The organism is uncultured Sphingomonas sp. (assembly GCF_913062585.1).
Taxonomy (GTDB): Bacteria; Pseudomonadota; Alphaproteobacteria; order Sphingomonadales; family Sphingomonadaceae; genus Sphingomonas.
The window spans coordinates 240,809-266,245 of record NZ_CAJXWX010000001.1; the positions used below are offsets into that span (position 1 = coordinate 240,809).

The window sequence follows — 25,437 nt, forward strand, 5'->3', positions numbered from 1 at the left end:
CGATCCCCCTTAAAGCGCCCGCTTGAACGCCCAGCTGACATGCGCGCCGCCAGCCGGGGTTTCGCCGGTCACGACCAGCTGCTGGGTCGCCACCGGCCGTCCGGTGCCGTCGATCCACAGCGATTCCTCGATCGCCAGCACGCCGCCGCGACAGCGGAACTGCCAGAGCGCGCCGTCGTCGAGGCGCAGGATCGCCTGGCCGCTCTCGGCCGTCACCATCGCCTCGACCCCGTCGCCCAGGTGGAAGCGCAGCGCGAAGGCGGTGCTGCCCGCCTGCCGCTTGCGCCCCTCGGGCAGCAGCGCATCCTCGCCGCGCAGCTCGCGCCCGTCGCCGGTCAGCAGCAGCTGGCGGCGATGGGTGAAGCCATAACGGCGGACATAGCCGTCATGGCTCGCCTCGATCCGGCTGGCGGCGTCCGATTCCTGGCGGCTCAGCTCCACCTCGGCCACGCCGCGCCCCAGCGTGCCATCGGCATGGATGGCGGTGGAGTTGCTGTCGCCCAGCGTCAGCGTCGAATGCGCCGCCGTGGTGCGCAGGCCGTGCGCGAGGCTGGCGGGCACCTGCGCCACGGTCGCGCGCGCGCCGCCGCAATTGACGACGATCCGCTGCGCGCCGTCCGAAAATTCGAAGGCCAGGGTCGAAGCGCAGCCACCCTCGATCGCGCGGGCGATCGGCGGCGGCGCGGCGTCCATGACCAACACCGCATGTCCGGCCGCCAGCCGCTGATAGCCCCAGTCGCCCGCCTGGCGAAGCGGCCGGGTGCGCACGCCCGATGCCTCGATCACGGCGGCGATCCGCTCGGGCGTCTCGGGGCCGGAGCCCTGCCAGCTCGACAGCGCGCGATCGCCATGCATGACGCCGAGCAGCGCGGAGATCATCTTCTGCAACCGTGCCTGGAACGGCTCCGGGAAGACCAGCCCGCGTGCGTCATACACCTCGCGCATCATGGTCAGCAGCATGACCGCGTCGAGCTGCACCGCCGGACTGCGCGCGATGACACCGCCATCGGCGAAGAGTCCGGTATCGAGCGCCCGCGCCAGCCCAGCCTCGCCGAACGCCTGTCGCGGATCGCCCCCCGCCAGCAAGAGCCCGGCCGCGATCACCCCGCACCATGCCGCGATCCGCGCGACGCCCGGCGGGGCCTTGTCCGCGCCACGATCCAGATGGCGCGCGCCGCGCGCCATCGTGTTGAGCACGCGCGAACGATAGACTAGGTCGTTGGACGACAGGATCAGCGGCGCGTGCGCGGTCCAGAACAGGATGCGCCGCCCCCACAGGTCGGCGCGCCACGCCGTCGCATCCACCGTCTCGGCAAAGGCGTCGAGCCAGCGGCCCATCAGATATTCGGCGATCGGCGCGCCCTGTTGCCGGGTCGCGACGGTCGACAGGTCGCGCAGCCAGGCGAAACTGTGCAGATGGTCGGCAAAGCCGGTCGACCAGTCGGGCCGGGCGAAGTCGATCGACTCGACGCCCCGCTCCTCGCCGCGCCAGTCGAGCACCCCGCCGAGCAGCGCATGGCCGCGCTCGATATCGCCCAGGATCGGGTCCTCGGGCACCGCCATCAGCTTGATGGGATGCCGCCCCTTCAGCCGCAGCGAATGCAGCGGCGTGCGCCAGGTCAGCCGGTGGAGATGCTCGCTGAGCCGGTCGGCGAGCGACAGGCCACCGGTCTGGACACGGACGAGGCGCTTGCCCTCTTCGATACTGTCGGCGGCGATACGGGCCTCTTCGGCCCCGATCCGGTCGCGCATGTCGGTCAACCGCCCGCTCAACCGCGCAGGGCGGCGATATTGGCGGCGTAATGCGTTGGGCCACCCCGGAACGCGGCCGTCCCCGCGACCAGCGCATCGGCACCCGCCTCGATACAGCGCTTGGCATGGGTGGCATCGACGCCGCCATCGACCTCCAGGTCGATCGCGCGACCGCTATGGTCGATCATCTTGCGGATCGCCGCGATCTTCTTGAGCTGGCTCTCGATGAAGCTCTGCCCGCCAAAACCGGGGTTGACGCTCATCACCAGGACCAGGTCGACCATGTCGATCAGGTAATCCAGCATCTTGGCGGGCGTGGCGGGGTTCAGGACCACGCCGGCGCGCTTGCCCAGCCCCTTGATATGCTGGATCGTGCGGTGGATGTGCGGCCCCGCCTCCGGGTGGACGGTGATGGTGTCCGCCCCCGCCTCGGCAAAGGCGTCCAGATAGGCGTCGATCGGCGAGATCATCAGATGCACGTCGAACGGCTTGGCGGTGTGCGGGCGCAGCGCCTTCACCACCGCCGGACCGATGGTGATGTTGGGCACGAAATGCCCGTCCATCACGTCGATATGGATCCAGTCGGCGCCCGCGGCGTCGATGGCACGGACTTCCTCACCCAATTTGGCGAAATCGGCGGACAGGATGGAGGGTGCGATACGGACGGGGAGCATGGCCTGCGTCCTTAACGTCATATCGCGCCCAAGTCAGCCTTTGCGTTGCAGCCGCGCGATGAAGAACCCGTCGAGCCGCCCTTCCTTTGCGAGCATCGTCGGCAGGGTGCGGATCGTGCCCTCCTCCGTGATCCCCGGCCATTCGCCGGTGATCGGCGACAGCGCATAATCGGGGCGCTGGTCCAGGAACGCCGCGATCTGGCGCTCGCCCTCCTCTGGCTCCAGCGAGCAGGTGGCATAGACCAGGGTCCCGCCAGGCTTCAGCCAGTCGGCGGCGCGAGCCAGGATCACGCGCTGCAATTCCGCCATCTCGGCGATGATCGCGGGGCGGACGCGGTAGAGGACGTCCGGGTGGCGGCGGAAGATGCCGCTGGCGCTGCATGGCGCATCGACTAGGATCGCGTCGACCGGCGCCTTCGGGCTCCATTCGCGCAGGTCGGCGGTGACGACGTCCGCCGACTGGTTGGTGCGCTCCAGATTCTCGGTCAGGCGGGCGAGCCGCGTCTCGGACTGGTCGATCGCGGTGACGGTCCAACCGGCGGCGGCGAGCTGCAACGTCTTGCCCCCCGGCGCGGCGCACAGGTCGAGCACATGGCCCTTGCCCTCGCCCAGCAGGCGCGCAGGGATCGAGGCGGCGAGGTCCTGCACCCACCAGGCGCCTTCGTCGAAGCCCTGCAACTCCATCACCGAATGGCCAGACGGCAGGCGGACATGGCCGGGCAGCAGGCTGACCCCGCCCAGCTTTTCCGCCCATTCGTCGGTCGCGGACGGATCGGCCAGCGTCAGGTCGAGCGGCGGCGGCGCGGCGATGGCATGGGCGGCGGCCTCGACCATCTCCTCGCCCCAATTTTCTTCCCAGCGCGCTTCGGTCGCATCGGGCAAAGCGGGGATTTCGGGGAGCAGCACGCCGCTCTTGGTGATGGTGCTGAACACGCCGTGGACCAGCTTGCGCGGGCCGCCATCGACCAGCGGCAAGACGGTGGAAATGGCCGCATGCGGCGGCGTACCCAGCGCCAGCACCTGGACGAGCGCGATCCGAAGGGCAAAGCGCGCCTTGGCATCGTCGGGCAGCCGCTGCTTCGTCGCCGAGTCGATCAGTGCGTCGAGATCGGGCAGGCGGCGCAAAGTCTCCGCCGCGATGGCATGGGCCAAGCCGCGATCGGGACCGCCCGGCAGCGACCGGGTGGCCGACGCCAGCGCGGCCTCCAGCGGCTCGCCCCGGCGCAGCACCGCGTCGAGCAGGCGGATGGCGGCGCGGCGCGCGGCGGTGCCCAGCGGCTCGGTGGGGCGCTGCTGCCGCCCGCGCCGGTCCTCGCCCTTGGGCGCTCCGCGACGATCGGGGCGGCCGGGGCGCGAGGATTGGGGAGGACGTGTCACTTGGCAAAACTCCTGTCAGCCCCGACATGGGCTGCGATCTATCCGCCCCTTAGTCGAAAGGACCGCCCATGGGCCAGCGCCCCGACCATGTGAAGCCGCCCGCCTATCTGTCCGAAAACCCGCCGGTGCCGCAGCCCGAGGCCAAGCCCGAGCCGCAAGACGATCCGCTCGGCAAGAACCCGGTGCGATATGGCGATTGGGAGTTGAAGGGCGTGGCGGTCGATTTCTGATCGCCCGCCCTGCCGCAGTGGTGTCCCGGGAGAGGCTAACGCCCCGACCTCAGACCAACATCACCGGCGGACTAACGTCCCCGCACCCTGCTTGGTGAAGATTTCCAGCAGCATCCCGTGCGGCACCCGGCCGTCCAGGATCACCGCCGCATCCACGCCCGCCTCGACCGCCGAGACGCAGGTCTCCAGCTTGGGGATCATGCCGCCCGAAATCGTCCCGTCAGCACGCAATTCCGCGATCCGCGCCGGATTCAGGTCGGTCATCAACTCGCCCTGCTTGTCCAGCACGCCTGCGACGTCGGTCAGCAGGAAGAAGCGCGACGCGCCCAGCCGTGCGGCGATCGCGCCCGCCATGGTGTCCGCGTTGATGTTATAGGTATGCCCGTCCAGCCCGATGCCGACCGGCGCGATGACCGGGATGATGCCGTCGGCGCACAGGCTTTCGATCAGGCGCGGATCGACCGAGACCGGCTCGCCGACAAAGCCCAGATCGACATGACGCTCGATACCCTTGAGCGGATCGGCCTCGCGCCCCTGGATCTTCTCGGCGATAACCAGCCCGGCGTCCTTGCCGGAGATGCCGACCGCGCGGCCCCCGGCGGCGGAAATCCAGCTGACGATTTCCTTGTTGATGGACCCGGCCAGCACCATCTCGGCGATCTGCGCGGTTTCGCGGTCGGTCACGCGCAGACCGTTGACGAACTGCGACTCGACGCCCAGCCGCTTGAGCATCGCGCCGATCTGCGGCCCGCCGCCATGCACGACGACGGGGTTGATACCCACCGCCTTCAGCAGCACCATATCCTCGGCGAAGTCGCGCTGCCGCTCGGGATCGCCCATGGCGTGGCCGCCATATTTCACCACGAAGGTCTTGCCCGCATAGCGCTGCAGATAGGGCAGCGCCTCGGTCAGCGTCTCGGCCTTGGCGAGCAGGGCGGCGTCGGGATCGTGGTTGGTCATGGCGGCCCTATTATCGCGCGCGAGGGGCGGGGAAAACCATCAATATGGTTCCAGCCCCAGACTTCAGGCCCGGTCGAGACGTCGCCCGATCCCCACGAACACATAGATCAGCGGCGGCACCAGCACGGCCGACAGCGTGACCTTGGCGATCATCTGGCCCACGATCAGCGGGCCGATCGGGAATTCGCCGTAAAAGGCGATGGTGACGAACAGCAGCGTGTCGACGATCTGGCTGAGCATGCTGGCCACCGCCGCGCGCAACCAGAGGAGCTTGCCGCCCTCCTTGCCCTTGAGCGCGGCGAAGATGGTGACGTTCAGCGTCTGCGACACGCCGTACGCGATGATCCCGCCCAGCCAGATCCGCCAGGTCGAGCCCAGCACCAGCTGGATGGCATCGCGATTGGCCGGGATCATCTCTGGCGAGGGCGGCAGCATCCACACGACCCAGGACAGCGCCAGCGAGACGAGTAACGGCACGAAGCCCACGCGCACCAGCCGCCCGGCGACCTGCGGCCCGTGCAGCTCCGCCACCGCGCTCGACGTCACGACCAGCAGCAGGAAGGCGAAGATGCCCGCCTCCACCGCCAGCGGCCCCAGCGCCACCTGCTTGTTGCCCAGCACGCCCGCGATACACACCATGCCGCCGTAAAAGATCGACAGCGCGAACAGCGAGGGCGAGATCAAACGGGGGCGGGATACGACGTCGGGATGGTCCATCGCAGACTGCTAGCGCGAAAACGGTCCGGGGCAAAGGTTTAGGCGCAACCCATTCCTCCCCTTCCAGGGGAGGAAAATTCCGTCGCTTGCGCCGTCCCTCGCAACACGCTCTATTCCCCACCGAGAAACTATAAGGGGGACGACATATGCGGTTGTCGAAATGGATCGGCGGAGCGCTGGCGAGCTGTGCGCTGTTGCCGGGTCTGGCGGCGGCGCAGACCCGTCCCGACCAGAAGGCGTTCTTCGATCTCTACAAGCAGCTGGTCGAAACCAACACCAGCCTGTCGGTGGGTAGCTGCACCCAGGCCTCGGCCCAGATCGCCGAGCGGCTGAAGGCGGCGGGCTATAAGGACGCCGACATCACCCTGTTCTCGGTCCCCGAGCATCCCAAGGACGGCGGCATCGTCGCGATCCTGCCCGGCACCGACAAGGCGCTGAAGCCGATGCTGCTCCTCGGCCATCTCGACGTGGTCGAGGCCAAGCGCGAGGACTGGACCCGCGATCCGTTCAAGCTGATCGAGGAGGACGGCTTCCTCTATGGCCGCGGCACCGTCGACGACAAGGCGATGAGCGCGGTCTGGGCCGACACGCTGATCCGCCTGAAAAAGACGCCGCCCAAGCGCACCATCAAGATGGCGCTGACCTGTGGCGAGGAAACGACCGCCGCGTTCAACGGCGCGGAGTGGCTGGCCCAGAACAGGCCCGACCTGATCGCGGCCGAATTCGTCCTGAACGAAGGCGGCGGCGGACGGCTGGACGAAAATGGCAAGCGCGAATTGCTGGCGGTGCAGGTCGGCGAGAAGGCGGCGCAGAACTATACCTTCCTCGCGACCAATCCGGGCGGCCACAGCTCGCAGCCGACGCCGGAAAACGCGATCTACGAACTCGCCGACGCGCTGAAGGCAGTGGAGGGTTATGAATTCCCCGTCCACCTGACCGACACCACTCGCGCCTTCTTCGCCGCCACCGCGCAAAAGGTCGGCGGCCAGCTGGGCGCGGCGATCACCCGGCTGCTCGCCGATCCGAACGACAAGGCGGCGGACGCGATCGTCAGCCAGGACAAGGCGCTGCACTCGACCCTGCGCACCAGCTGCGTCGCGACACTCCTGAAGGCGGGCCATGCCGAAAACGCCCTGCCCCAGCGCGCGACCGCCAATATCAACTGCCGCATCTTCCCCGGTGAGACGGTCGAGGAAACGCTTGCCAAGCTGAAGGAGCTGGCGGGCCCCAAGATCACCGTCACCGCCAACCAGCCGGTCCGCCCGACCGCGATTCCGCCCAAGCTGGACCCCAAGATCATCGGTCCGATGAAGACGCTGGCGGCCAAGCACTTTCCCGGCGTGCCGCTGGTCCCGATGATGTCCACGGGCGCGACCGACGGCATCTTCTTCCAGGCGATCGGCATGCCCGTTTACGGCGCGCCGGGTATCTTCATCGAAAAGGACATGTCTGGCATCCACGGCCTGAACGAGCGCATCCGGGTGACGTCGCTCTATGACGGGCGGGACTATCTGTACGATCTGGTGAAGGCCTATGCCTATTGAGGGCGGTGGGGCCCGCTCTTAGGCCCCATCGACATTCCGTCGGCCTATCCCTCCCTCGCCCCTCTTTGAGGGGAGAGGGTTGCGCAGACTTGGTCTTTGCGAAAGCAAAGGCCTTAGTCGGAGCTGGGTGAGGGGTGTGCGCTCGCTTGCCGAGCGCGCGAGCCGAAGGCTCGCCCTCCCCCTCTCCGAGGCCGCCTTAATCGTCCGCCGTCACACGAACACAGGCACGGAACCTGCCCGTCTCGCCATCCTCGCGATGCCAGACTTCCACGACGGTGTAATAGTCGAAATAGCCGCCCCGCTCCTTCGAGATCGTATCGCCCCGTCGCGGCAGAAACGCAAAATCGCCCTCGAAAAGGGCGTGCATCTCGTCTTTTCCGTATATTTCGACCATCGGCATGGGCGTCGTTCCTCAATCGCCACGGGGCGTAACCGCCGCCCGCCCCGTCGGACGAGCGGCGATCCCCGCCTCACGCCGGCTGGTGCACCGGCGGCAGGCGAAGCCGCATCGGCTGGGCCAGCCAGCCGACCACCGTCCGCCGCATCGGCTGCCAGAAGGCCGACAGGGTCAGCAGCGCCGAGCCGATGACGAAGGCGGTGAAGGCCGATCCCAGCTCGACCGCGCCCGCACTGCGGAACAGCGAGTAGAGCGCGTAGAGCACATAGACGAGGCTGGAGACGAGCAGTGCGCGCCGGTCCACCGCCAGCGCGATGCCGGCGAACACCAGGTAGAGCGCCAGCACGATCACCGCGACGCCCGCACCGATGTCGCCGTTGAACACGCCCAGCATCTGGAAGATCGGATGCGCGATCATGGGTGCGGCGGCGAGGTGCAGCCAGAAGGCGACATCGGCACGCCGGGTCTGACGCTGCGGATCCGACATGTCCCAGCGCATGGCGAGCGCGAAGACGCCGATCCCGCAGATCAGCAGCATCGGCCATACGCCCTGCTTGATGCCCGGCACCGCCGCCATCAACAGCCCGATCACCATCGCGACCAGCGCCGCCGCCCCCGCCGCGACGGTGATCGGCACCATGAACCGGCGCCAGTGTAGCCAGGCCGCCCCCGCCGAGACCAGTCCGACGCCCGACGCCGCCAGCGCACCCGCCGTGTCGCCGATATGCGGCCAGAGCGTCTCGATCGTCCCGATCAGCGCACCCGCGACGCCACCGACAAAGGCGAGCAGCAGCAGGATGCTGGGCAGCGCCATGCGCCGCTTGGCGGTGAAGTAGAAGGCGAGCATCCATGCCGCGCCCGCGACGAACGCGCCGCCCAAACCATAGCTGAGGCTGAACCCGATCTGCCCCAGCGCGGCCAGCAGCAGCGCGATCGCGATCGACACGAAGATGTCGTTGAACCCGGTGAGCAGCCGGAAATGCTCCTCGTCGACGGCCGGTGCAGCATGGGATGTCGCGACGTGCCGCCGCAGCGCCGCCGCGGCATCGGGCGAAATCGCCCCCGCCGCCACCGCGCCGTCAATGTCGCTTTCGCTGTACATGGACTCGTCTCCCCGTTTCAGAATGAGGGAAGGATGACGCGCGTGTATTACCATGTCAATACACGCGCCACCGCGGGATCCTCTTGCCAGTGCGCTCTGCGCCGTTACGCTGAAGGCATGAGTTCGGATAGGGAAACGAATAAGCCTTATTCCGTCCGGCGGCGCTTGGGCCTGATGGTGCTCATCATGGTGGGCATCGTCGCGTTCGTGACCATGGCCATGGAAATGCAGGATGTGTTCGGCGTCCCGTTCGACACTAGCTACCGAGTCGTTTGTGCGGCTGCCTGCCTGGTCTTCATCGCCAAGCTGGGCTGGGATTCCTCGGGTGAAGCATGGCCATGGGTGGGTTTGGGGCTGGCGACCATCGTCAATCTGGGCCTGTTCTTCACCCCGATCTTCGACCACCCCGCATCGCGCGGCGAGATCCTGTCGTTCGCGATGCCCGACTTGGTCGTCGTCATGGCCGCCCGCATAGCCTATTATCCCACAAACGACGTGCATGACCGTGCGGTCCGTCAGCAGTTGGTCGTCGGGCTGATCATCGCGGTGGCGCTATGCGCGCTGATCCTGGCCATTGGCTTCGTTCCGGACCATCCGCGGCACGACCGGGTGTCTGCCGATTGGCTGAACGGCACCGCCACCTATCGTTAAGCATAGGGCTCGCAATGTCTCGCCCGTACGGGAGCCGATCGACTCGAGGGACTTTGCGATGAAGATGCTCAAGACGGGATTGCTGCTCGCGCTGGCCGGTGGGGCCATGCTGGGTGCGACGGCCGCGAGCGCACAGGACTGGCGCTATGACGAATATCGCGCGCATCAGGCGGCGCGCGGTGCCGAGGTCCATGCCTATGAGGCCGGGCGCGACCAGCGCGCGGCGGACACCGCCGCCTATTATGGCGATTACCGCGCCGCCGATGCCTATGCCCATGCCGCCGCCGTCCGTCGGCACGAGGCACGGCGCGACGTGCATTTCGCCCGACACGAACGCCATGCCGCGCGATGGGACTATTGGCGCGGTTATTGAGGCGGTTGCCAGAACGCGAAAAGGGCCGGTGCGAGGGGTTCGCACCGGCCCTTTTCTTTGGGAAGGATCGACGGCGGATCAGCCGTCGTAATCGGCACCCAGATTCTGGTTGCGCGGCGGGGCGGCGGCGGTCAGGCGCAGCGCCTCGGCCGAGGCCTGCAGGCTGCCGACATCGTCCGCCTCGTCCTCGTCGTCGATCTGGACACGCTGCAGGCTGTTGACCACGGCTTCTTCCAGATGGGTCGGGCGAACCGTTTCCTCGGCGATCTCGCGCAGAGCCACGACCGGGTTTTTGTCGCGATCGCGATCGACGGTCAGGTCGGCCCCGCCCGAAATCTGACGAGCCCGCTGCGCCGCGAACAGCACCAGATCGAAACGGTTGGGAATCTTGTCGACGCAATCCTCGACGGTGACGCGCGCCATGCGTGTGTCCTTCGCAAATAATGCTGGGATGAAAGCAGGCCACCTAACAGCAATGGTCGCACAAGTCAAAAGCCGCGCATCGTGCAACGCATATGTCACGTCGCCCGTTACGCTTTCGTCAGGATCACCGGGCGGTCAGGAGTTCGCCATTTCGTCACCCGTCCCACCCGAACAGCCCGTCTTTCCGGTCGATGGCCACAGGCTGACCCTGCTCGACACCGGGCCGCGCCGGCTGGAGGCCCTGCTGGCGCTGATCGAGGGTGCGCGGAGCAGCCTGCGCATCCTCTATTATATCTATGCCGACGACACGACCGGGCGGCGGGTGCGCGATGCGATGATCGCCGCGCGCGCCCGCGGGGTCACGGTGTCCGTGGTGGTCGACGGTTTCGGTGCGGGCGCGGACGAGGCGTTCTTCCGCCCGCTGGTCGAGACGGGCGCGCGGCTGTCGCGGTTCGAGCCGCGCTTCGGCCGCCGCTATCTGCTGCGCAACCATCAGAAGCTGGCGCTCGCCGATGCCGAGGGGCCTTCGCCCCGGATCATCATCGGCGGCTTCAACATCGAGGACGATTATTTCGGCACCCCCGCCGACCAGAGCTGGCGCGACCTGGGCCTGCTGGTCGAAGGGCCGGCGGCGGCGCGGATGGCGGGCTATTTCGATGCACTGTTCGCCTGGACGCAGGATGCCAAGGGGCGGTTGCGCGACCTGAACAAGGCGCTGGCGCATTGGAGCGAGTCGCACGGGCGGCTGCGCTGGCTGATCGGCGGGCCGACGCGGCGGCTGTCGCCCTGGGCGCGGACGGTGCGCGACGATATGCGGCGGGGCCAGCGGATCGACGTGATCGCCGCCTATTTCACCCCGAGTCCCTCGCTGTTGCGGCGACTGGACCGCGCGGGGCGGCGCGACGCGGCGGTGCGAATCGTGACGGCAGGCAAATCGGACAATGACGCGACGATCGCGGCGGCGCGCTTCACCTATGCGGGCCTGCTGCGAAAAGGTGTGCGCATCTATGAGTATCAGCTCACCAAGCTGCACACCAAATTATATGCGATCGACGATGTCGTGCATGTCGGATCGGCCAATTTCGACATGCGCAGCCTGTTCGTGAATCTGGAGCTGATGCTGCGGATAGAGGACGCCGCCTTTGCCGCCCATGTCCGCGCCTATGTCGATGGAGAAGTGGCGCGGTCGGAGGCGATTACGCCGGACTGGTACAAGCGCAACACCGGCTGGTTCCAGCGGCTGCGGCAATTCGCGGCCTATCTGCTGATCGCGGTGATCGACCCGTCGGTATCGCGGGGGCTGAATTTCGGGATCGAGTCGCCCGACGGGGATTAGGGATTAGATTCCTCCCCTGTAAGGGGAGGGGGACCAGCGAAGCTGGTGGAGGGGTGTCCCCCCTCTCGATAGCGGGATACCCCTCCGTCGCGCTTCGCGCGCCACCTCCCCTTGCAGGGGAGGAATATTTTAGCGTCAGTCCTTCCACGCCCAATAGAGCTGGGCCGGTGGCACGTTCCACCATTCCATATCGTGGTCGATATTGTCCCAGTGCGGAACCAGGAAGTCCTTCACCTTGGGACTGAACTGATAGACCAGGAAGGCGCCGCCGGGGCGCAGCACGTCATGCGTGCCGCGCGCGATCGCCGGACCTACGCCGGGCGGCAGGGTCGAGAAGGGCAGGCCCGACAGGACGTAATCGGCATGGTCGAAGCCATGGTCGCGCACGATCTTCTGCACGTCCGCCGCCGATCCGTTCACCGCCTTGAAGCGCGAGTCGATAATCGTGTGGCGCAGATAGTCGCAGAAATCGGCATTGGTATCGATCGCGATCAGCGTCGCGTCGGGCGCCATGCGCTCCAGGACCGGGCGGCAGAAGGTGCCGACGCCGGGGCCATATTCCACGAACAGCTTGGTGTTGGCCCAGTCGACCGGCCCCAGCATCTTGCGGATCAGCTTGCCCGACGACGGAATGATCGAGCCCACCATCACCGGATGCTTCAGAAATTGCTGAAAAAACATCTGACCGGGCGAGGGATAACCTGTGGCGTCGGTGCGGGACTTGCGCGCGGCGGTGGTCGAGCTGGGCATCGAGTTCCTGTCGTTCGTGATCCCCGCGTAAGGGACGCGCGAGGGAAATCCCCTCGTCGCACAGGTGCCGAACGACTTTCAAGCTGTTGGGTTGCGGCGGGTAAACGCATTCCGTCGCAAAGCGGACTTGATCGACAGGGGAAAGTCCTGGTCCGTCCAGGACGGATCGCGGTGATTTTCGTGTCGCAGCCCATGGTTGGTGGCGCGCAAGGCCATACCGAAGCGACGAAGGCGATGGACCGGCTTGCCGCGTGGCAACCCGGATATTGTGCCGTCGAGAGCGCGCGCGGGCGGAATGGTATTCGGCTTATGAGGTCGCAGTGGCCGAGGTGGGGCGGAGTTGTAGGTGGGAGCAGAGATAGCGGCTTATGCCAACACTCTCCCCAGGCACGCCCCTCCCACAGGCGGGAGGGGATGGGGGAGGGTTTGGAGTCTCACAGAGACTATCGCCTGTGGCGCTACCCCCACCCCAAACCCCTCCCCCGTCCCGGAGGAGGGGCTTTAAGGAGGACCCGCTACGGCTGCTTATCCCCTCTCGGCGTCAGCATTCCCGGCGCGATGAATCCGATCGGCTGGATAGCCGCCGCCTCCTGCTTCAGCCGGGCGGCGATCTGTTCGTAGTCGCGCTCCATCTCGGGCGTCACGCTCGCACGCGCCTCGGTCAGCGCCTCGTCAAAGGCCGCCATGTCGACCTGGGTCGCGCCCAGCGAACGCCGCAGCGCGATCAGGCCCGCGCGGCGCACCACATCGCCCAGATCGGCACCGGTAAAGCGATCGGTCCGCGCCGCCACGTCGTCCAGGTCCACATCCGCTGCCAGCGGCATCTTGGCGGTCTGGATGCCCAGGATGCGCCGCCGCCCCGCCTTGTCCGGCACGCCGACATAGATCAGCTCGTCGAACCGACCAGGCCGCAGCAGCGCGGGATCGACAAGGTTGGGCCGGTTGGTCGCACCGATCACGACGACCGACTGCAACTCCTCCAGCCCATCCATCTCGGCGAGGATGGTGTTGACCACCCGCTCCGTCACCTGTGGCTCGCCCAGGCCACCGCCGCGCGCGGGGACCAGCGAATCGAGTTCGTCGATGAAGATCACCGTGGGCGCTACCTGCCGCGCACGGGCGAACAGACGGGTGATCTGCTGCTCGCTCTCGCCATACCATTTGGACAACAGGTCGCTGGACTTGGTGGCGATGAAATTGGCCTGCGCCTCGCGCGCCACCGCCTTGGCGAGCAGCGTCTTGCCGGTGCCCGGCGGACCATAGAGCAGAAATCCCTTGGCCGGGCGAATACCGAGTCGCCGGAAGGCATCCGGGTCCTTCAGCGGCAGTTCGACCCCTTCCTTCAACTTCATCTGCGCGGTGTCGAGCCCGCCGACATCGTCCCAGCGGACGGTCGGGGCCTGCACCATCACCTCGCGCATCGCCGAGGGCTGGACGCGCTTCAGCGCCTCCAGGAAATCCTCGCGCGTCACCGACAGGGTATCGAGCACCTCGGCCGGAATCGTCCGCTCCTCCAGGTTCAGGCGCGGCATGATCCGCCGCACCGCCTCGATCGCCGCCTCGCGGGTCAGCGCCGCCAGGTCCGCGCCGACGAAACCGAAGGTCGTGCGCGCCAGCTCGGCCAGATCGACCTTGTCGCCCAGCGGCATACCGCGCGTGTGGATGCCCAGGATCTCGCGCCGCCCACGCTCGTCGGGCACGCCGACCACGATCTCGCGGTCGAAGCGGCCCGGCCGCCGCAGCGCCTCGTCGATCGCCTCGGGCCGGTTGGTGGCGGCGATGATGACCAGATTCGCGCGCGCCTCCAGCCCGTCCATCAGGGTCAGCAGTTGCGCGACGAGCCGCTTCTCCGCCTCACCCTGCACCCGGTCGCGCTTGGGGGCGATCGAGTCGATTTCGTCGATGAACACGATCGAGGGCGCGGACTTGGTCGCTTCCTCGAAAATGTCGCGCAGGCGCTGTTCCGACTCGCCGTATGCCGAGCCCATGATCTCGGGGCCGTTGATCAGGAAGAATTGCGCATCCGATTCATTGGCGACCGCGCGGGCGAGGCGCGTCTTGCCGGTGCCGGGCGGCCCATGGAGCAGCACGCCCTTGGGCGGCTCGACGCCCAGCCGCTCGAACAGTTCGGGATAGCGCAAGGGAAGCTCGACCATCTCGCGCAGCTGGTCGATGGTCGAGGCCATGCCGCCGATATCGTCATAGGTGACGTCGGCACGCCGCGCCTCGCGCGGTTCCTCATATTCGGGGCGCAGCTCGACCTCGGTATTCTCGTCGATATGCACCACGCCCTTGGGGCTGGCCGCGACGACCGCGAGGCGGATCTCCTGCAGCGCGTAAGCCGGCGCGTTCATGAACTGCGCGACGCCCGGCGGCATGTTGGTGACGCGTTGCTGCCCCGCCGTCGCCACCACGTCGCCCTGGCACAGCGGCCGGTTGAAGAAGGTGCGCTTCAGCGCCTGGGCCGAGCCCTGGAGTCGCAGATTCTGTTGCGCGGGCGCGAAGACGACACGCGTCGCAGGTTTCGATTCGACGCGGCGCACCTCGACGAAATCGCCCGAACCGACGCCCGCATTGGCCCGCTGCAACCCGTCGATGCGCAGCAGGTCGAGCCCCTCGTCCTCGGGATAGGGCGCGACCGCGCGCGCGGGGGTCGCCTGCTTGCCGACGATCTCCACCACATCGCCCTCGGTGATGCCCAGCGTGGCCATCAGGGTGCGCGGCAGATGGGCCAGGCCGCGCCCGGAATCCTCGGGGCGGCTGTTCGCCACCTGTATCTTGCGGGTCGGCGCGTCGCTGTCGGCCATGATCGTCCCTTGGCAAAGTGTCTGAACACGAAAGCGCGGGACGTGGGGGCGGGTTCCGGCCCGCGAAAGACCGGCCGGCCGAGCAGAGGCAAAAAAAAGGGCCGATCGAAACGACCAGCCCGTAAAAGTTTTTAGGAGAGGATGCCTGAAAGGCCCGTTCCTTTTGCGGTGCGAAACATTATGTTGCAAGTGCGAAAAGCTTGGCTTTGATTGCATTTTATGCAATCCCTTGCCCCATAGGTCAATGAGTACAGGTGCGACATGCGCAGGCTCCCCCCGCTCGGTGCGATCGAAGCATTTGTCCAGGTCGTCCGCCTCGGCTCCATCAAGGCCGCCGCCGAGGAACTGGCCCTGTCCGCGCCCGCGCTCAGCCGCCGGGTGCAGACGCTGGAGCGATTCGTCGGCAAGCCGCTCTTCGCCCGGCGACACCAGGCGATGGTGCCCAATGAGGATGGCCAGCGGCTGATGGAACAGATCGCCCCGCTGCTCGACCAATTGTCCGACGCAGTGGAGGCGATGACCAGCGGGCAGGAGGTGCTGCGCCTGCGCCTGGGGGTGCTGCCGCTCTATGCCTCGCAGCGGCTGTTCCCGCATATGGGGCTGCTCCGCGCCGCGCATCCCGAACTGCATCTCGACATCGACACCGCCGGACACGGCATCGCGCGGCTGGGCGAAGGGCTGGACGCGGTCATCGCGCTGGGCCGCGACATCGATCCGTCGCTTTATGCCAAGCGGCTGGACCGCAACAAAGTCTTCGTCATCGGCGCAAAGCGGCTGCTCGAAGGGCCCAATCCGCTGCTCCGCCCGGAACAGCTGAACGGCATGACCGCCTTGCTGCACCGCGAAATGCCCGATGCCTTCACCGCCTGGTGCCAGGTCGCCGGGCTGACCGACATCAAGCCCAAGGCGATCGACTTCTTCGATTCGGGCGGGTTGATGCTGGAAGCGGTGGCGCAGGGGCTGGGCGTCGCCTTCATGCATGCCAGCCATTTCGAACATGCCCGCGACCCGCGCCTGGTCCGCCTGTTCGATATCGAGGTCGACAGCCCGTACAGCCACTGGTTCGTCTGCCGCCCGCGCGCGCTGCAGCAGAAATCGGTGAAGCTGTTCCACGACTGGCTGATTCGGACACTGTATCCGGAAGCGGCGTGATCCTTCTCCCCCTCCCGCAGGCGGGAGGGGGTCGGGGGGAGGGAAAAGAGTCTCACCGAGCCCACCACTTGCGGCTTTCCCCTCCCCCATCCCCTCCCGCCTGCGGGAGGGGCGTGCTTGTTGCAGGCTGGAGGACATCAGGCCAACGACAAAAAGCCGCGCGCCCTTGTCGGACGGCGGCTTCACGCCTTCAAGTCGTTCACGGGGCGCCGCGATTCGGCGCCCGCCCGTGACTTACTTGATCTTGGCTTCCTTGAACTCGACATGCTTGCGCACGACCGGGTCATACTTGTTGAAGCTCAGCTTCTCGGTCTTGGTGCGCGGGTTCTTCTTGGTGACGTAGAAGTAACCGGTATCAGCCGAGCTGACGAGCTTGATCTTGACGGTGGTCGGCTTGGCCATGACCTGGTTCCTGTATGCGTGAAAAAGCGAAAGCGGCAGCCGGAGCCGCCGCTATATAAGCGCCGCCCATGGCCCATGGACCCGCATGAGTCAAGCATTTCGCCCGATTTAAGCCCCTCTTTACATGCACGGCCCTATGGTGTCACCCGCATCCCCCCCGGATCGGGGGCGCAGCCAGGGAGGAAAACCGCCTGATGGAGATAGCCGAATCGGCCGGTGCCTGCCCTCCGGCCCCCTTCCCCGCCCCGCTGGGCGACGTCCGCGACCAGCTATGCGTCCGCATCGCCGCGCTCGACGTACGCGCCCCCTATACACCCGCCGCCGACCTGCTGCGCGGGGTGGAGACGATTCGCCGAATCGCCCATGCCCATGGGCTGGCCTCCGCCGTCACCGTCACCCATTTCATGGATCGCGCCCTGATGAAGGGCATGGGCTCCTTTCATGGCTGGCTGGCGATGCTGACCGAAGCGGTGGCGAGCGAGCGACAGGATTTCGAGACCACGAACCATTTCGCCGAAGCCTGTTCGGAACGACTGGCGCGCTGATGGATGCGCTGATGATCGTCCTGGTCGTCACGCTGTTCGCGCAGGTGGGCGGGCGGCTGAGCGGCTTTGCCACGCAGCTGGCGGAGCGGACCGGCCGGATCGCTCCGGTGTTGGTCGGCGTATTGCTGGCCGAAGCCGTGCTGGCGGCGGTGGCGGTCGGGATCGGCGTCGAACTGGCACCGCAGGTCACGCCCGAGATACGTACGCTGATCCTGGCGATCGCGCTGGCGCTGGTCGGCATCGGGCTGACCACCCGGCTGCCCCGGCCCGGATCGCCATTCGGCTGGCCCCGGCTGGGGGCGTTCGGCACCGCCCTGCTGGGCGGCGGGGCGATCCTGCTGGGCGAATCGGGATTGATGCTGGTGGCCGCCGCCGCCGCGCGCTCGCCCTTGCCCTGGGCGGCGTGGCCCGGCGCGATGCTTGGCCTGCTCGGCGCGTTGCTGCCGCCCCTGCTGCTGGGGGAGCGGGAATGGCGGCGTATCCCGTGGCGCGCGATCCGGATCGTCATCGGCACGGGCATGATCCTGGCGGCTATCGTCATCGCCCTGGCGACAAAAGGTCTGATCTAGGGGGGCGATCAGACAATGCGGGGTTTGTACATGGACCTGTGGGAGCCATTGGGGCATCGGATCGTTTACGCAACGATCCCATTCCAGATAGCGGGAGCCTGTCCATGTCCGATATCAACCCGGCGCTCGATACGCCGACCGACCTGAACCGTAACGCGACCGCCAGCGTTGCCGATGCGCTGAACGGCGCGCTCGCCGATTGCTATGCGCTGTACCTGAAGACCAAGAATTTCCACTGGCACGTCTCGGGCCCGCATTTCCGCGACTATCACCTGATGCTCGACGATCAGGCGACCCAGATCCTGGGCGTGACCGACGCCATTGCCGAGCGGGTGCGCAAGACCGGCAACCTGACGCTGCGTTCGATCGGCGACATCGCGCGCCGCCAGACCATCGCCGACAATGACCGCGAGTTCGTGTCCGCCGCCGACATGCTGGTGGAACTGCGCGACGACAATCTGAAGCTGGTCGAGCGCTTCCGCGCGGTCAAGGACGCCGCCGAAGAGGCCAAGGACAATGCCACCAGCGGCATCGTCGACGAATGGACCGACCAGGCCGAGGAACGCGCCTGGTTCCTGTTCGAGGCTGGCCGCAAGGGCTGAGTCGCCCGCCAGAGCCGATACGAAAAGGCCCCGGTCGACGCCGGGGCCTTTTTGTGCGTCACGCCAATGCGGGGGGCAGCCAGGCGGGTTCGAACTGTGGCTTGCGGGGCGGCAACGGCGAGATGTCGCGCAGCGCGGGCAGGTTCAGCAGATGGATGCGGTGCGACTCGCGCGCGATCAGGCGGTCGGCCTCCATGCCCCGGATCGTCCGGTTCACATGCACCGCGGTCAAGCCGAGCAGGTCACCCATGACCTCCTGGGTCAGCGGTATGTGAAAGCTGTCGCCCTGCACCATGCCGATCGGGCTGAGCCGCGCGTAAAGGTCGACGAGGAACCGCGCCAGTTGCTCGCGTGCCGAGGCATTGCCGGTAACGGCCAGCGAGTCCATCAGCACCAGCCGCTCCATCTGCACCGCCACGGTGAACAGCGCGGCCAGGCGCGGCGCGCTGGTAAAGAGTTGACCGAAACGTTCATAAGGCACGAACGCCGTCACCGCCTCGGTAATCGCGGTCAGCGTATCGGCGGCGCGCGGCAACACCATGCTGGGCGTGCCCAATATGTCGCCGGGCAGGTGCACCTTCTGGACCAGCCGGTTGCCGCTGCGCAAAACGATCGAGGAGCTGATCCAGCCCCGCATGTGCAGGTGAAAGCCGCCCAGCACGTCCCCCTCGCGCTGAAACGTCTCGCCACGTCGCCGGACGATCGCGGCATCGCCCAGGGTCTCCAGGATGTTTTCCTCGGCGGGGGTCAGATTGCAAAAGGCGCGAAAGCGATGGATCGGATAGGTCATGGTACCTTTCTTCCATGACATCGTCCCGTCCGCCAATGACCTGGCGCAAGAGCGGCCTTGTGTCACGCTGTCGGAAATGATGCCGATAAGAATGGGGGAGTGGCGGCATTCTATATGATACGTAACCGGAACACCAACCCGCCTGACCGGTTGAGCCCTTCTCAGGTCAGAAGGATTGCCCCATGCTCAAGCTCGCCATCACGTTTCTCGTCGTCGGACTGGTGCTGGGCGCACTGGGTTTCGGCGGCATCGGCGGCGCGTTCGTCGGGATCGCCAAGATCCTCTTCTTCATCGCGATCGCGCTGTTCGTGATCTTCCTGGTGCTCGGGCTGGTCGCGGGCAAGTCGGTGAAGAACGCGATCGACTGATCCGCAGATGCGCGACTTTGCCGCGTTGCTCGATGCGCTGATCTATACCCGCTCGCGCAACGCCAAGCTGAAGCTGGTCGCGGATTATCTCGCCGCCACGCCCGATCCCGACCGGGGTTGGGCGATGGCGGCGTTGACCGGCGATCTCGACCTGCCCGGCGTGAAGCCCGCTCTCATCCGCGCGCTGATCGAACAGAGGGTCGATCCCGTGCTGTTCCGCATGAGCCGCGACTATGTCGGCGACACCGCCGAGACGGTCGCGCTGCTCTGGCCCGCGCCCGACCGACCGCTCGATCCCGAACCGCTGTCGGTCAGCGCCGTGGTCGAGCGGTTGCGGCATCTGTCGCGCTCCGATGCGCCCGCCGTGCTGGCCGACATGCTCGACCGGATGACCGCCGAGGAACGCTTCGCGCTGTTGAAGATGGCGACCGGGGGCCTGCGCATCGGCCTGTCCGCCCGCCTCGCCAAGACCGGCTTTGCACAGCGTTTCGGCCTGGATGTCGAGGCGGTGGAAGAGGTCTGGCACGGCCTGTCGCCGCCTTATGCCGAACTCTTCGCCTGGGGCGAAGGCACGGGCGCACAGCCGACGCCCGCCGATGTGCCGGTCTTCCGCCCCTTCATGCTCGCCCATCCGCTGGAGGATCTGCGCGTCGACCTGACCGACTATGCCGCCGAGTGGAAATGGGACGGTATCCGGGTGCAGATCGTCCATGTCGCGGGGCAGACCCGGCTCTACAGCCGCACCGGCGACGATGTGACCCACGCCTTTCCCGATGTCGCCAGCGCCTTCGACGCGGTCGGCGCGGTGGACGGCGAACTGCTGGTCAAGGGCGAGCATCAGGGCGGCACGCTGGAGGATGGCGGGGGTGCGGCCAGCTTCAACGCATTGCAGCAACGGCTGGGGCGCAAGACGGTGTCGGCCAAGATGCTGGCCGATTATCCCGCTTTCGTCCGGCTCTATGACATATTGGTCGACGGGACGGAGGATGTCCGCGCCCTCCCCTGGACCGAGCGACGCCAGCGGTTGGAGGCGTTCGCGGCCAAGCTCGACCCCGATCGGTTCGACGTCAGCGCGGTGATCGAGGCGGCGGACTTCACCGCGCTCGAAGCCTTGCGCGCCACCGCCCGCGATGCCGCGATCGAGGGCGTTATGCTCAAGCGGCGCGACTCCCCCTATAGCGGCGGGCGGCGCGTCGGCCTGTGGTATAAGTGGAAGCGCGATCCGCTGACCGCCGATTGCGTGATGATGTACGCCCAGCGCGGCAATGGCCGGCGTTCGAGCTATTATAGCGACTATACCTTCGGCTGCTGGACCGAGGAGGGCGAGTTGCTCCCCGTTGGCAAGGCCTATTCGGGCATCACCGACGAGGAGTTGCGCCAGCTCGACCGTTTCGTGCGCGCACATACGCTCCAGCGCTTCGGCCCGGTGCGCGAGGTGGAGAAGACGCTGGTACTGGAGATCGCGTTCGATTCGATCCACGAATCGAAGCGGCACAAGTCCGGCGTCGCGATGCGCTTCCCCCGGATCGCCCGCATCCGCACCGACAAGCCTGCCGCCGAGGCCGACCGGGTGGAGACGCTGAAGCGGCTGGTGACGTAATGGACTTCATTCCTCCCCTGTAAGGGGAGGTGGCAGCGCGCCGCGCTGACGGAGGGGTATCACGGCCAGCGGGCACACCCCTCCACCATGCTTCGCACGGTCCCCCTCCCCTTACAGGGGAGGAATAGAGGGCGTTTCGATCCTATCTCAACCGAACAGCCACGTCCCCATGACCCGGCCGGGCGCGAAGGCGAAGGCGCCCGCCCCGATCAGTCCTGCCAGATAGAGCAGGACCATGATCCGCCGATGCGCCGCGATCCGGCCCGCCCGCGCCGCCGCGATCGCGCGCCACAGGCCGATCAGCGTGACGGGGACGAAGATATGGATCGGGCTGAACTGGCCATGGTTCAGGTCGCGCAACGCCAGGGCGGACAGCGCCCCGACCACCATCAGCACGGCCCAGAGCTTCCCCAGCATCCGGTGCCGCGCATCCCCCTTGCGCGCAAACAGCACATACAGCCCCAGCGGCAGGGCGGGCAGGACGGCGGCCAGATGGATCGCCACCGCCACGCCATGCGCCCGCGCCAGGGTCGGCGACAGGCCCAGCGCGCCTTTGGCCAGCGCCACCAGGGCCATGACGCTGAGCGTACCGCCCCCCGCCAGGATCGCGGCGCGCAAGAGGGGCGACAGGTCGGAATGGCGCGCGGATGGAGCGGCGAGCGGCAGGCTGGTCATGACAATCGGTCCCCGTTGAGGCGAATGGCGCCTGTCTGCCGCGCCGCCATCCATCCGCCAGCGCGTTTGCGCGGATCGGCCCCTCCCCTTCGCGGGCGGGGCGATTTGCCGTTTCGCGAAGCGTGAATTGGCCATAGGCATGATCGTCATGCCCAGCCTGCGCCGCATCCTGATCGAGCTCGCCGCGATGATCGCGCTGGGGCTGATCTTTGCGGTGCTGGGTCCGTTCGGGACCTTCGGGGCCAGCTTCGCGCGGCGGCTGATCTATTGGATCACGCTGATGCTGGCGGGCTATGCACTGTACCGCCCCGCGATGATCGCGGCACTGGCAGCGGCGAAACGGCTGCATTTGCCCGATGTCGCGGGCTGGGTGGCGGCGGCGCTGGTCGCCAGCGTGCCGATGAGCGTCGTCGTCTGGTGGATCGGGCATCTGGACGCGCCCCAGCCCCTCCCCGGCGTCGACGATGCGATTGCGCTCTATGGCAATGTGCTGGCGGTCGGCGGGATCGCCAGCCTGCTCCTCTGGTTCGGGCAAAGACGGCGCGAGGCCGCCATCGCCGCCGCGGAGCCGGTCGCGCCACCGCCACACCCGGAACCGACGCCGCCAGAACCGGCGTCCCCTGCCCGCCCGGCCCTGCTGGACCGGCTACCGCCCGGCTTCGGCCCCGATATCCTCGCGCTGGAAATGGAGGACCATTATCTCCGCGTCCACGGCGCCCATGGGTCGGAACTGATCCTCCTGCGGATGCGCGACGCGGTGCAGGAGATCGCGCCGTTCGACGGAGCGCAGGTCCATCGCAGCTGGTGGGTGGCGCGCGCCGCCGTTCGCGAGGCGCATCGCGAGGGCCGTGGGCTGCGCCTGATCCTGTCGAACGGGGTCGAGGCGCGGGTATCGCGCGCGATGGTGCCGGTACTGGAGGCGGAGGGCTGGTGGTAGCAACCCGTCTTTCCTCCCCTGCAAGGGGAGGTGGCAGGGCGAAGCCCTGACGGAGGGGTGTCACCGCTCGCGATCACGCCCCTCCACCACCCGGCTTTGCCGGGCGGTCCCCCTCCCCAAGCATAGCTTGGGGAGGATTGGATCAGTCGCCGACGCGCTCGATATCCGCGCCGACGGCCGACAGCTTCTCTTCCAGCCGCTCGTAACCGCGGTCGAGGTGATAGACGCGGGCGACCGACGTCTCGCCCTCCGCCGCCAGACCGGCCAGGATCAGGCTCATCGAGGCACGCAGGTCGGTCGCCATGACCGGCGCGCCGGTCAGCTTCTCGACGCCCTTCACCATCGCGGTGCGGCCATGGACCTGGATGTCCGCCCCCATGCGCGCCAGCTCGGGCACATGCATATAGCGATTCTCGAAGATCGTCTCGGTCAGGGTGCTGGTGCCCCCGGCCTTGCAGAGCATCGCCATGAATTGCGCCTGCATGTCCGTCGCGAAGCCCGGATAGGGCGCGGTCGACAGGGTCAGCGGCTGGAGCGGGCCATTCGCGGTGACGCGGACCGAATCGCGCGTCTCCTCGACCGTCACCCCCGCCTCGGTCAGGGCGGAGAGCGTCGCGCGCATGTCGTCGGCACAGGCGCCCACCAGCTCCAGATCGCCGCCGGTGATCGCTGCGGCGCAGGCATAGCTGCCCGCCTCGATCCGGTCGGGCATCACCGAATAGGTGGCGCCATGCAGCCGGTCGACGCCCTCGATGGTCAGCGTTTCGGTGCCGATGCCGTCGATCCGCGCACCCATCGCGATCAGCAGGCGGCACAGGTCGACGATCTCGGGCTCGCGCGCGGCATTGCCCAGCACCGTGGTGCCCTTGGCGGTCGCGGCGGCCATCAGCGCATTCTCGGTCGCGCCGACCGACACCACCGGGAAGGTATAGCGCCCACCCGACAGCCGGCCGCCCGGCGCGCTGGCCTTCACGTAACCGGCGGTCAGTTCGATCTCCGCGCCGATCGCCTCCAGCGCCTTCAGGTGAAGGTCGATCGGGCGGTTGCCGATCGCACAGCCGCCGGGCAGCGACACCCGCGCCTCGCCCATGCGCGCCAGGATGGGGCCGAGCACCAGGATCGACGCGCGCATCTTGCGCACGATGTCGTAGGGCGCCTCGGTCGAGAAGAGCTGCCCCGCGCGGATCGTCATGACCCGGCCGAAATCCTCCGGCCGCGTCCCCTCGACCCGCGTCGAGGCGCCGATCTGGTTCAGCAGATGGCCGAAGCCGTCGACATCGGCCAGGCGCGGCAGGTTGCGCAGCGTGACCGGTTCGTCGGTCAGGATCGCGCAAGGCATCAGGGTGAGCGCGGCGTTCTTCGCGCCCGAGATCTTCAGGCGGCCCGACAGCCGGTTGCCGCCGCGAATGAGGATACGGTCCATGCAAGGAGCCCTAGCCGACCGTTGCGCGACCGCCAAGGGTCGCGCGGCCAACCCCCGCCAAAACCGCGCCCATTCCCCAAGAAAATACACGGTTGATACACATTAATGCGGGGAATCCCCCTTGATGGCTAAGGCACTTGTCCGCTCGGGGGGTGAGGTATTGGTGTCGAATTTCGGGCTTGCGGATCGGCTGGACAAATGGGTTTCGCTGACCCCGGCCGAGCGCGATGCCCTGTCGCGGTTCGAGGAGCGTCCCAGGGCCATCCGGCGCGGCACCGTCCTGATCGACGAGCATATGCGCGGCGAAGACCTGTTCGTCGTACAGCAGGGCATGTTGATGGGCTATGTCCTGCTCGACGATGGCAGCCGCCAGATCGTGCGCTTCCTGTTTCCCGGCGATCTCTTCGCGCTGTCGGCGCTGGTCTATGACCGGTCGCCCGACACGGTGGTCGCGGTATCGAACGCGGTCGTCTGTCCGTTCGACCGGGCGCAGATCGCGACGCTGGCGGTGGAGCATCCGCGCCTGCTCAGCCTGATCCTGGTCCTGAACCAGATAGAGCGGGTCATCACCACCGACCGGCTGGCGGGCCTGGGCCGCACCTCGGCACGGGCGCGGGTCGCGACGCTGCTGCTGTCGCTGCGCGGCCAGATGCGCCAGGCCGGCATGGATGTCGGCACGTCCTTCGCCCCCGGCCTGACCCAGGAGGAGATGGGGGACGCGATCGGCCTGACTGCCGTGCATGTGAACCGGATGCTGCGCCAGCTGGAGGACGAGGCGCTCATCAAGCGCGAGGGTGGGCAGGTCCACCTGCTGGACGAGGCGCAATTGATGCGCGAGGCGGGCTATATCGACCGGTTCGAAGGGCTGGACCTCGGCTGGCTGCCGCCGGGGCGTTAAGAGCGGCCGCCCGCCCATGTCTGCAACCGGGGCCGGACGTTGAGAAACCGGCGATAGCCGCGCTCCAGCAGCGCCAATAGCCATGGCGCGCGCGCCGCCAGCCCGAGGGGCCGCAGCAGCGGGATCGCCCGCCACATCGCGGCAAGGGCTGCCGCGCCCGACAGCATCCGCCCATCTTCGCGCGCATGGAACCGGGCGAGTAGCCGGTCTCGGTCGATCGGGCACTGGTCCGATCCTTCGTCGCCGATCGCGACAAAGTCGATCCGCCCGCGCCGGTCCAGCCGCCGCATCGCCGCGATCTCGCGACGACACAGCGGACAGGCGGCATCATACCAGACGGTGACTGTCGTCATGCCCTTCTCCGACGGAGGGCGGCCCGGTCG

Annotated in this window: 28 protein-coding genes; 13 read left to right on the forward strand and 15 right to left on the reverse strand. The window is 67.4% G+C overall.

The window, feature by feature from the left end:
• Positions 1 to 9: 9 nt before the first annotated feature.
• From QZ546_RS01090 to QZ546_RS01100, 3 genes are read right to left on the reverse strand one after another with little or no spacing between them, the layout of a single operon-like run.
• Positions 10 to 1,752 (reverse strand): heparinase II/III family protein, encoded by a 1,743-nt coding sequence (locus tag QZ546_RS01090; protein ID WP_294233715.1) that lies wholly within the window; start codon positions 1,750 to 1,752, stop codon positions 10 to 12.
• 17 nt (positions 1,753 to 1,769) lie between these two features.
• Positions 1,770 to 2,426 carry a ribulose-phosphate 3-epimerase gene (gene rpe, locus QZ546_RS01095; protein WP_294233311.1) on the reverse strand — a complete coding sequence of 219 codons (657 nt, stop codon included), beginning with the start codon at positions 2,424 to 2,426 and terminating at the stop codon, positions 1,770 to 1,772.
• A 33-nt stretch (positions 2,427 to 2,459) separates the two neighbouring features.
• Positions 2,460 to 3,701, reverse strand: a complete 1,242-nt coding sequence (locus QZ546_RS01100; RefSeq protein WP_294233720.1) for a transcription antitermination factor NusB — start codon at positions 3,699 to 3,701, stop codon at positions 2,460 to 2,462.
• 170 nt (positions 3,702 to 3,871) lie between these two features.
• Here QZ546_RS01100 and QZ546_RS01105 point away from each other — a divergent pair, with 170 nt between their 5' ends.
• Positions 3,872 to 4,033 (forward strand): DUF1674 domain-containing protein, encoded by a 162-nt coding sequence (locus tag QZ546_RS01105; RefSeq protein ID WP_294233314.1) that lies wholly within the window; start codon positions 3,872 to 3,874, stop codon positions 4,031 to 4,033.
• A gap of 60 nt (positions 4,034 to 4,093) precedes the next feature.
• On the opposite strand, the gene argB is transcribed toward QZ546_RS01105, so the two are convergent.
• Together argB and QZ546_RS01115 are read right to left on the reverse strand one after the other, a co-directional pair.
• Positions 4,094 to 4,993 (reverse strand): acetylglutamate kinase, encoded by a 900-nt coding sequence (gene argB / locus QZ546_RS01110; protein WP_294233317.1) that lies wholly within the window; start codon positions 4,991 to 4,993, stop codon positions 4,094 to 4,096.
• Between the two features lie 63 nt (positions 4,994 to 5,056).
• A complete protein-coding gene (locus QZ546_RS01115; RefSeq protein WP_294233319.1) occupies positions 5,057 to 5,710 on the reverse strand; it encodes a queuosine precursor transporter in 654 nt (217 codons plus the stop codon).
• 146 nt (positions 5,711 to 5,856) lie between these two features.
• Here QZ546_RS01115 and QZ546_RS01120 point away from each other — a divergent pair, with 146 nt between their 5' ends.
• Positions 5,857 to 7,254 carry a M20/M25/M40 family metallo-hydrolase gene (locus QZ546_RS01120; RefSeq protein WP_294233322.1) on the forward strand — a complete coding sequence of 466 codons (1,398 nt, stop codon included), beginning with the start codon at positions 5,857 to 5,859 and terminating at the stop codon, positions 7,252 to 7,254.
• Between the two features lie 196 nt (positions 7,255 to 7,450).
• On the opposite strand, the gene QZ546_RS01125 is transcribed toward QZ546_RS01120, so the two are convergent.
• Both QZ546_RS01125 and QZ546_RS01130 read right to left on the reverse strand, forming a co-directional pair.
• Entirely contained in the window at positions 7,451 to 7,621 is a 171-nt protein-coding gene (locus QZ546_RS01125; RefSeq protein ID WP_294233325.1) for a hypothetical protein, read from the reverse strand.
• A gap of 103 nt (positions 7,622 to 7,724) precedes the next feature.
• Positions 7,725 to 8,753: a hypothetical protein gene (locus QZ546_RS01130; RefSeq protein WP_294233328.1), complete on the reverse strand. Its 1,029-nt coding sequence runs from the start codon at positions 8,751 to 8,753 to the stop codon at positions 7,725 to 7,727.
• 33 nt (positions 8,754 to 8,786) lie between these two features.
• On the opposite strand from QZ546_RS01130, the gene QZ546_RS01135 reads away from it, so the two are divergent.
• Together QZ546_RS01135 and QZ546_RS01140 are read left to right on the forward strand one after the other, a co-directional pair.
• Positions 8,787 to 9,404, forward strand: coding sequence for a hypothetical protein (locus QZ546_RS01135; protein ID WP_294233331.1), 618 nt, complete (start codon positions 8,787 to 8,789; stop codon positions 9,402 to 9,404).
• A gap of 58 nt (positions 9,405 to 9,462) precedes the next feature.
• Complete coding sequence (locus QZ546_RS01140; RefSeq protein WP_294233334.1) at positions 9,463 to 9,777, forward strand: hypothetical protein; 315 nt, start codon at positions 9,463 to 9,465, stop codon at positions 9,775 to 9,777.
• A 78-nt stretch (positions 9,778 to 9,855) separates the two neighbouring features.
• Here QZ546_RS01140 and rpoZ read toward each other — a convergent pair whose 3' ends face one another.
• Entirely contained in the window at positions 9,856 to 10,200 is a 345-nt protein-coding gene (rpoZ, locus tag QZ546_RS01145; protein WP_042486773.1) for a DNA-directed RNA polymerase subunit omega, read from the reverse strand.
• A gap of 148 nt (positions 10,201 to 10,348) precedes the next feature.
• Here rpoZ and QZ546_RS01150 point away from each other — a divergent pair, with 148 nt between their 5' ends.
• Positions 10,349 to 11,536 (forward strand): phosphatidylserine/phosphatidylglycerophosphate/cardiolipin synthase family protein, encoded by a 1,188-nt coding sequence (locus QZ546_RS01150; RefSeq protein ID WP_294233723.1) that lies wholly within the window; start codon positions 10,349 to 10,351, stop codon positions 11,534 to 11,536.
• Positions 11,537 to 11,671: 135 nt separating this feature from the next.
• On the opposite strand, the gene QZ546_RS01155 is transcribed toward QZ546_RS01150, so the two are convergent.
• Together QZ546_RS01155 and QZ546_RS01160 are read right to left on the reverse strand one after the other, a co-directional pair.
• A complete protein-coding gene (locus tag QZ546_RS01155; RefSeq protein WP_294233341.1) occupies positions 11,672 to 12,286 on the reverse strand; it encodes a methyltransferase domain-containing protein in 615 nt (204 codons plus the stop codon).
• Between the two features lie 515 nt (positions 12,287 to 12,801).
• Complete coding sequence (locus QZ546_RS01160) at positions 12,802 to 15,093, reverse strand: CDC48 family AAA ATPase (protein ID WP_294233343.1); 2,292 nt, start codon at positions 15,091 to 15,093, stop codon at positions 12,802 to 12,804.
• A 261-nt stretch (positions 15,094 to 15,354) separates the two neighbouring features.
• On the opposite strand from QZ546_RS01160, the gene QZ546_RS01165 reads away from it, so the two are divergent.
• Positions 15,355 to 16,245: a LysR substrate-binding domain-containing protein gene (locus QZ546_RS01165; protein ID WP_294233346.1), complete on the forward strand. Its 891-nt coding sequence runs from the start codon at positions 15,355 to 15,357 to the stop codon at positions 16,243 to 16,245.
• 234 nt (positions 16,246 to 16,479) lie between these two features.
• Here the strand turns inward: QZ546_RS01165 and rpmG are convergent, their stop codons facing one another.
• A complete protein-coding gene (rpmG, locus tag QZ546_RS01170; RefSeq protein ID WP_294233349.1) occupies positions 16,480 to 16,647 on the reverse strand; it encodes a 50S ribosomal protein L33 in 168 nt (55 codons plus the stop codon).
• Positions 16,648 to 16,841: 194 nt separating this feature from the next.
• On the opposite strand from rpmG, the gene QZ546_RS01175 reads away from it, so the two are divergent.
• The 3 genes from QZ546_RS01175 to QZ546_RS01185 all read left to right on the forward strand — a co-directional run bounded on the left by QZ546_RS01175 (position 16,842) and on the right by QZ546_RS01185 (position 18,363).
• Positions 16,842 to 17,192, forward strand: a complete 351-nt coding sequence (locus QZ546_RS01175) for a hypothetical protein (RefSeq protein ID WP_294233352.1) — start codon at positions 16,842 to 16,844, stop codon at positions 17,190 to 17,192.
• Positions 17,192 to 17,761, forward strand: coding sequence for a hypothetical protein (locus tag QZ546_RS01180; protein ID WP_294233357.1), 570 nt, complete (start codon positions 17,192 to 17,194; stop codon positions 17,759 to 17,761). Before QZ546_RS01175 ends, QZ546_RS01180 begins: the two co-directional genes overlap by 1 nt.
• A 104-nt stretch (positions 17,762 to 17,865) precedes the next feature.
• Entirely contained in the window at positions 17,866 to 18,363 is a 498-nt protein-coding gene (locus QZ546_RS01185) for a DNA starvation/stationary phase protection protein (protein WP_294233360.1), read from the forward strand.
• Between the two features lie 58 nt (positions 18,364 to 18,421).
• Here the strand turns inward: QZ546_RS01185 and QZ546_RS01190 are convergent, their stop codons facing one another.
• Positions 18,422 to 19,153 (reverse strand): Crp/Fnr family transcriptional regulator, encoded by a 732-nt coding sequence (locus tag QZ546_RS01190; RefSeq protein ID WP_294233363.1) that lies wholly within the window; start codon positions 19,151 to 19,153, stop codon positions 18,422 to 18,424.
• A gap of 182 nt (positions 19,154 to 19,335) precedes the next feature.
• On the opposite strand from QZ546_RS01190, the gene QZ546_RS01195 reads away from it, so the two are divergent.
• Both QZ546_RS01195 and QZ546_RS01200 read left to right on the forward strand, forming a co-directional pair.
• A complete protein-coding gene (locus QZ546_RS01195; RefSeq protein ID WP_058715250.1) occupies positions 19,336 to 19,521 on the forward strand; it encodes a DUF1328 domain-containing protein in 186 nt (61 codons plus the stop codon).
• 7 nt (positions 19,522 to 19,528) lie between these two features.
• On the forward strand, positions 19,529 to 21,121 hold the full coding sequence (locus QZ546_RS01200; RefSeq protein ID WP_294233366.1) for a cisplatin damage response ATP-dependent DNA ligase: 1,593 nt from the start codon (positions 19,529 to 19,531) through the stop codon (positions 21,119 to 21,121).
• Positions 21,122 to 21,268: 147 nt separating this feature from the next.
• On the opposite strand, the gene QZ546_RS01205 is transcribed toward QZ546_RS01200, so the two are convergent.
• A complete protein-coding gene (locus QZ546_RS01205; protein ID WP_294233368.1) occupies positions 21,269 to 21,796 on the reverse strand; it encodes a DUF2306 domain-containing protein in 528 nt (175 codons plus the stop codon).
• 139 nt (positions 21,797 to 21,935) lie between these two features.
• Here QZ546_RS01205 and QZ546_RS01210 point away from each other — a divergent pair, with 139 nt between their 5' ends.
• Positions 21,936 to 22,733, forward strand: a complete 798-nt coding sequence (locus QZ546_RS01210; protein WP_294233370.1) for a LytTR family DNA-binding domain-containing protein — start codon at positions 21,936 to 21,938, stop codon at positions 22,731 to 22,733.
• A 142-nt stretch (positions 22,734 to 22,875) separates the two neighbouring features.
• Here the strand turns inward: QZ546_RS01210 and murA are convergent, their stop codons facing one another.
• Entirely contained in the window at positions 22,876 to 24,156 is a 1,281-nt protein-coding gene (gene murA, locus QZ546_RS01215) for a UDP-N-acetylglucosamine 1-carboxyvinyltransferase (RefSeq protein ID WP_294233373.1), read from the reverse strand.
• Between the two features lie 124 nt (positions 24,157 to 24,280).
• Here murA and QZ546_RS01220 point away from each other — a divergent pair, with 124 nt between their 5' ends.
• The gene (locus tag QZ546_RS01220; RefSeq protein WP_294233377.1) at positions 24,281 to 25,054 is read left to right on the forward strand and encodes a Crp/Fnr family transcriptional regulator; all 774 of its coding nucleotides are present in this window, start codon (positions 24,281 to 24,283) and stop codon (positions 25,052 to 25,054) included.
• On the opposite strand, the gene QZ546_RS01225 is transcribed toward QZ546_RS01220, so the two are convergent.
• Complete coding sequence (locus tag QZ546_RS01225) at positions 25,051 to 25,407, reverse strand: thiol-disulfide oxidoreductase DCC family protein (RefSeq protein ID WP_294233379.1); 357 nt, start codon at positions 25,405 to 25,407, stop codon at positions 25,051 to 25,053. The two genes, QZ546_RS01220 and QZ546_RS01225, sit on opposite strands and share 4 nt — an antisense overlap.
• Between the last annotated feature and the right edge of the window lie 30 nt (positions 25,408 to 25,437).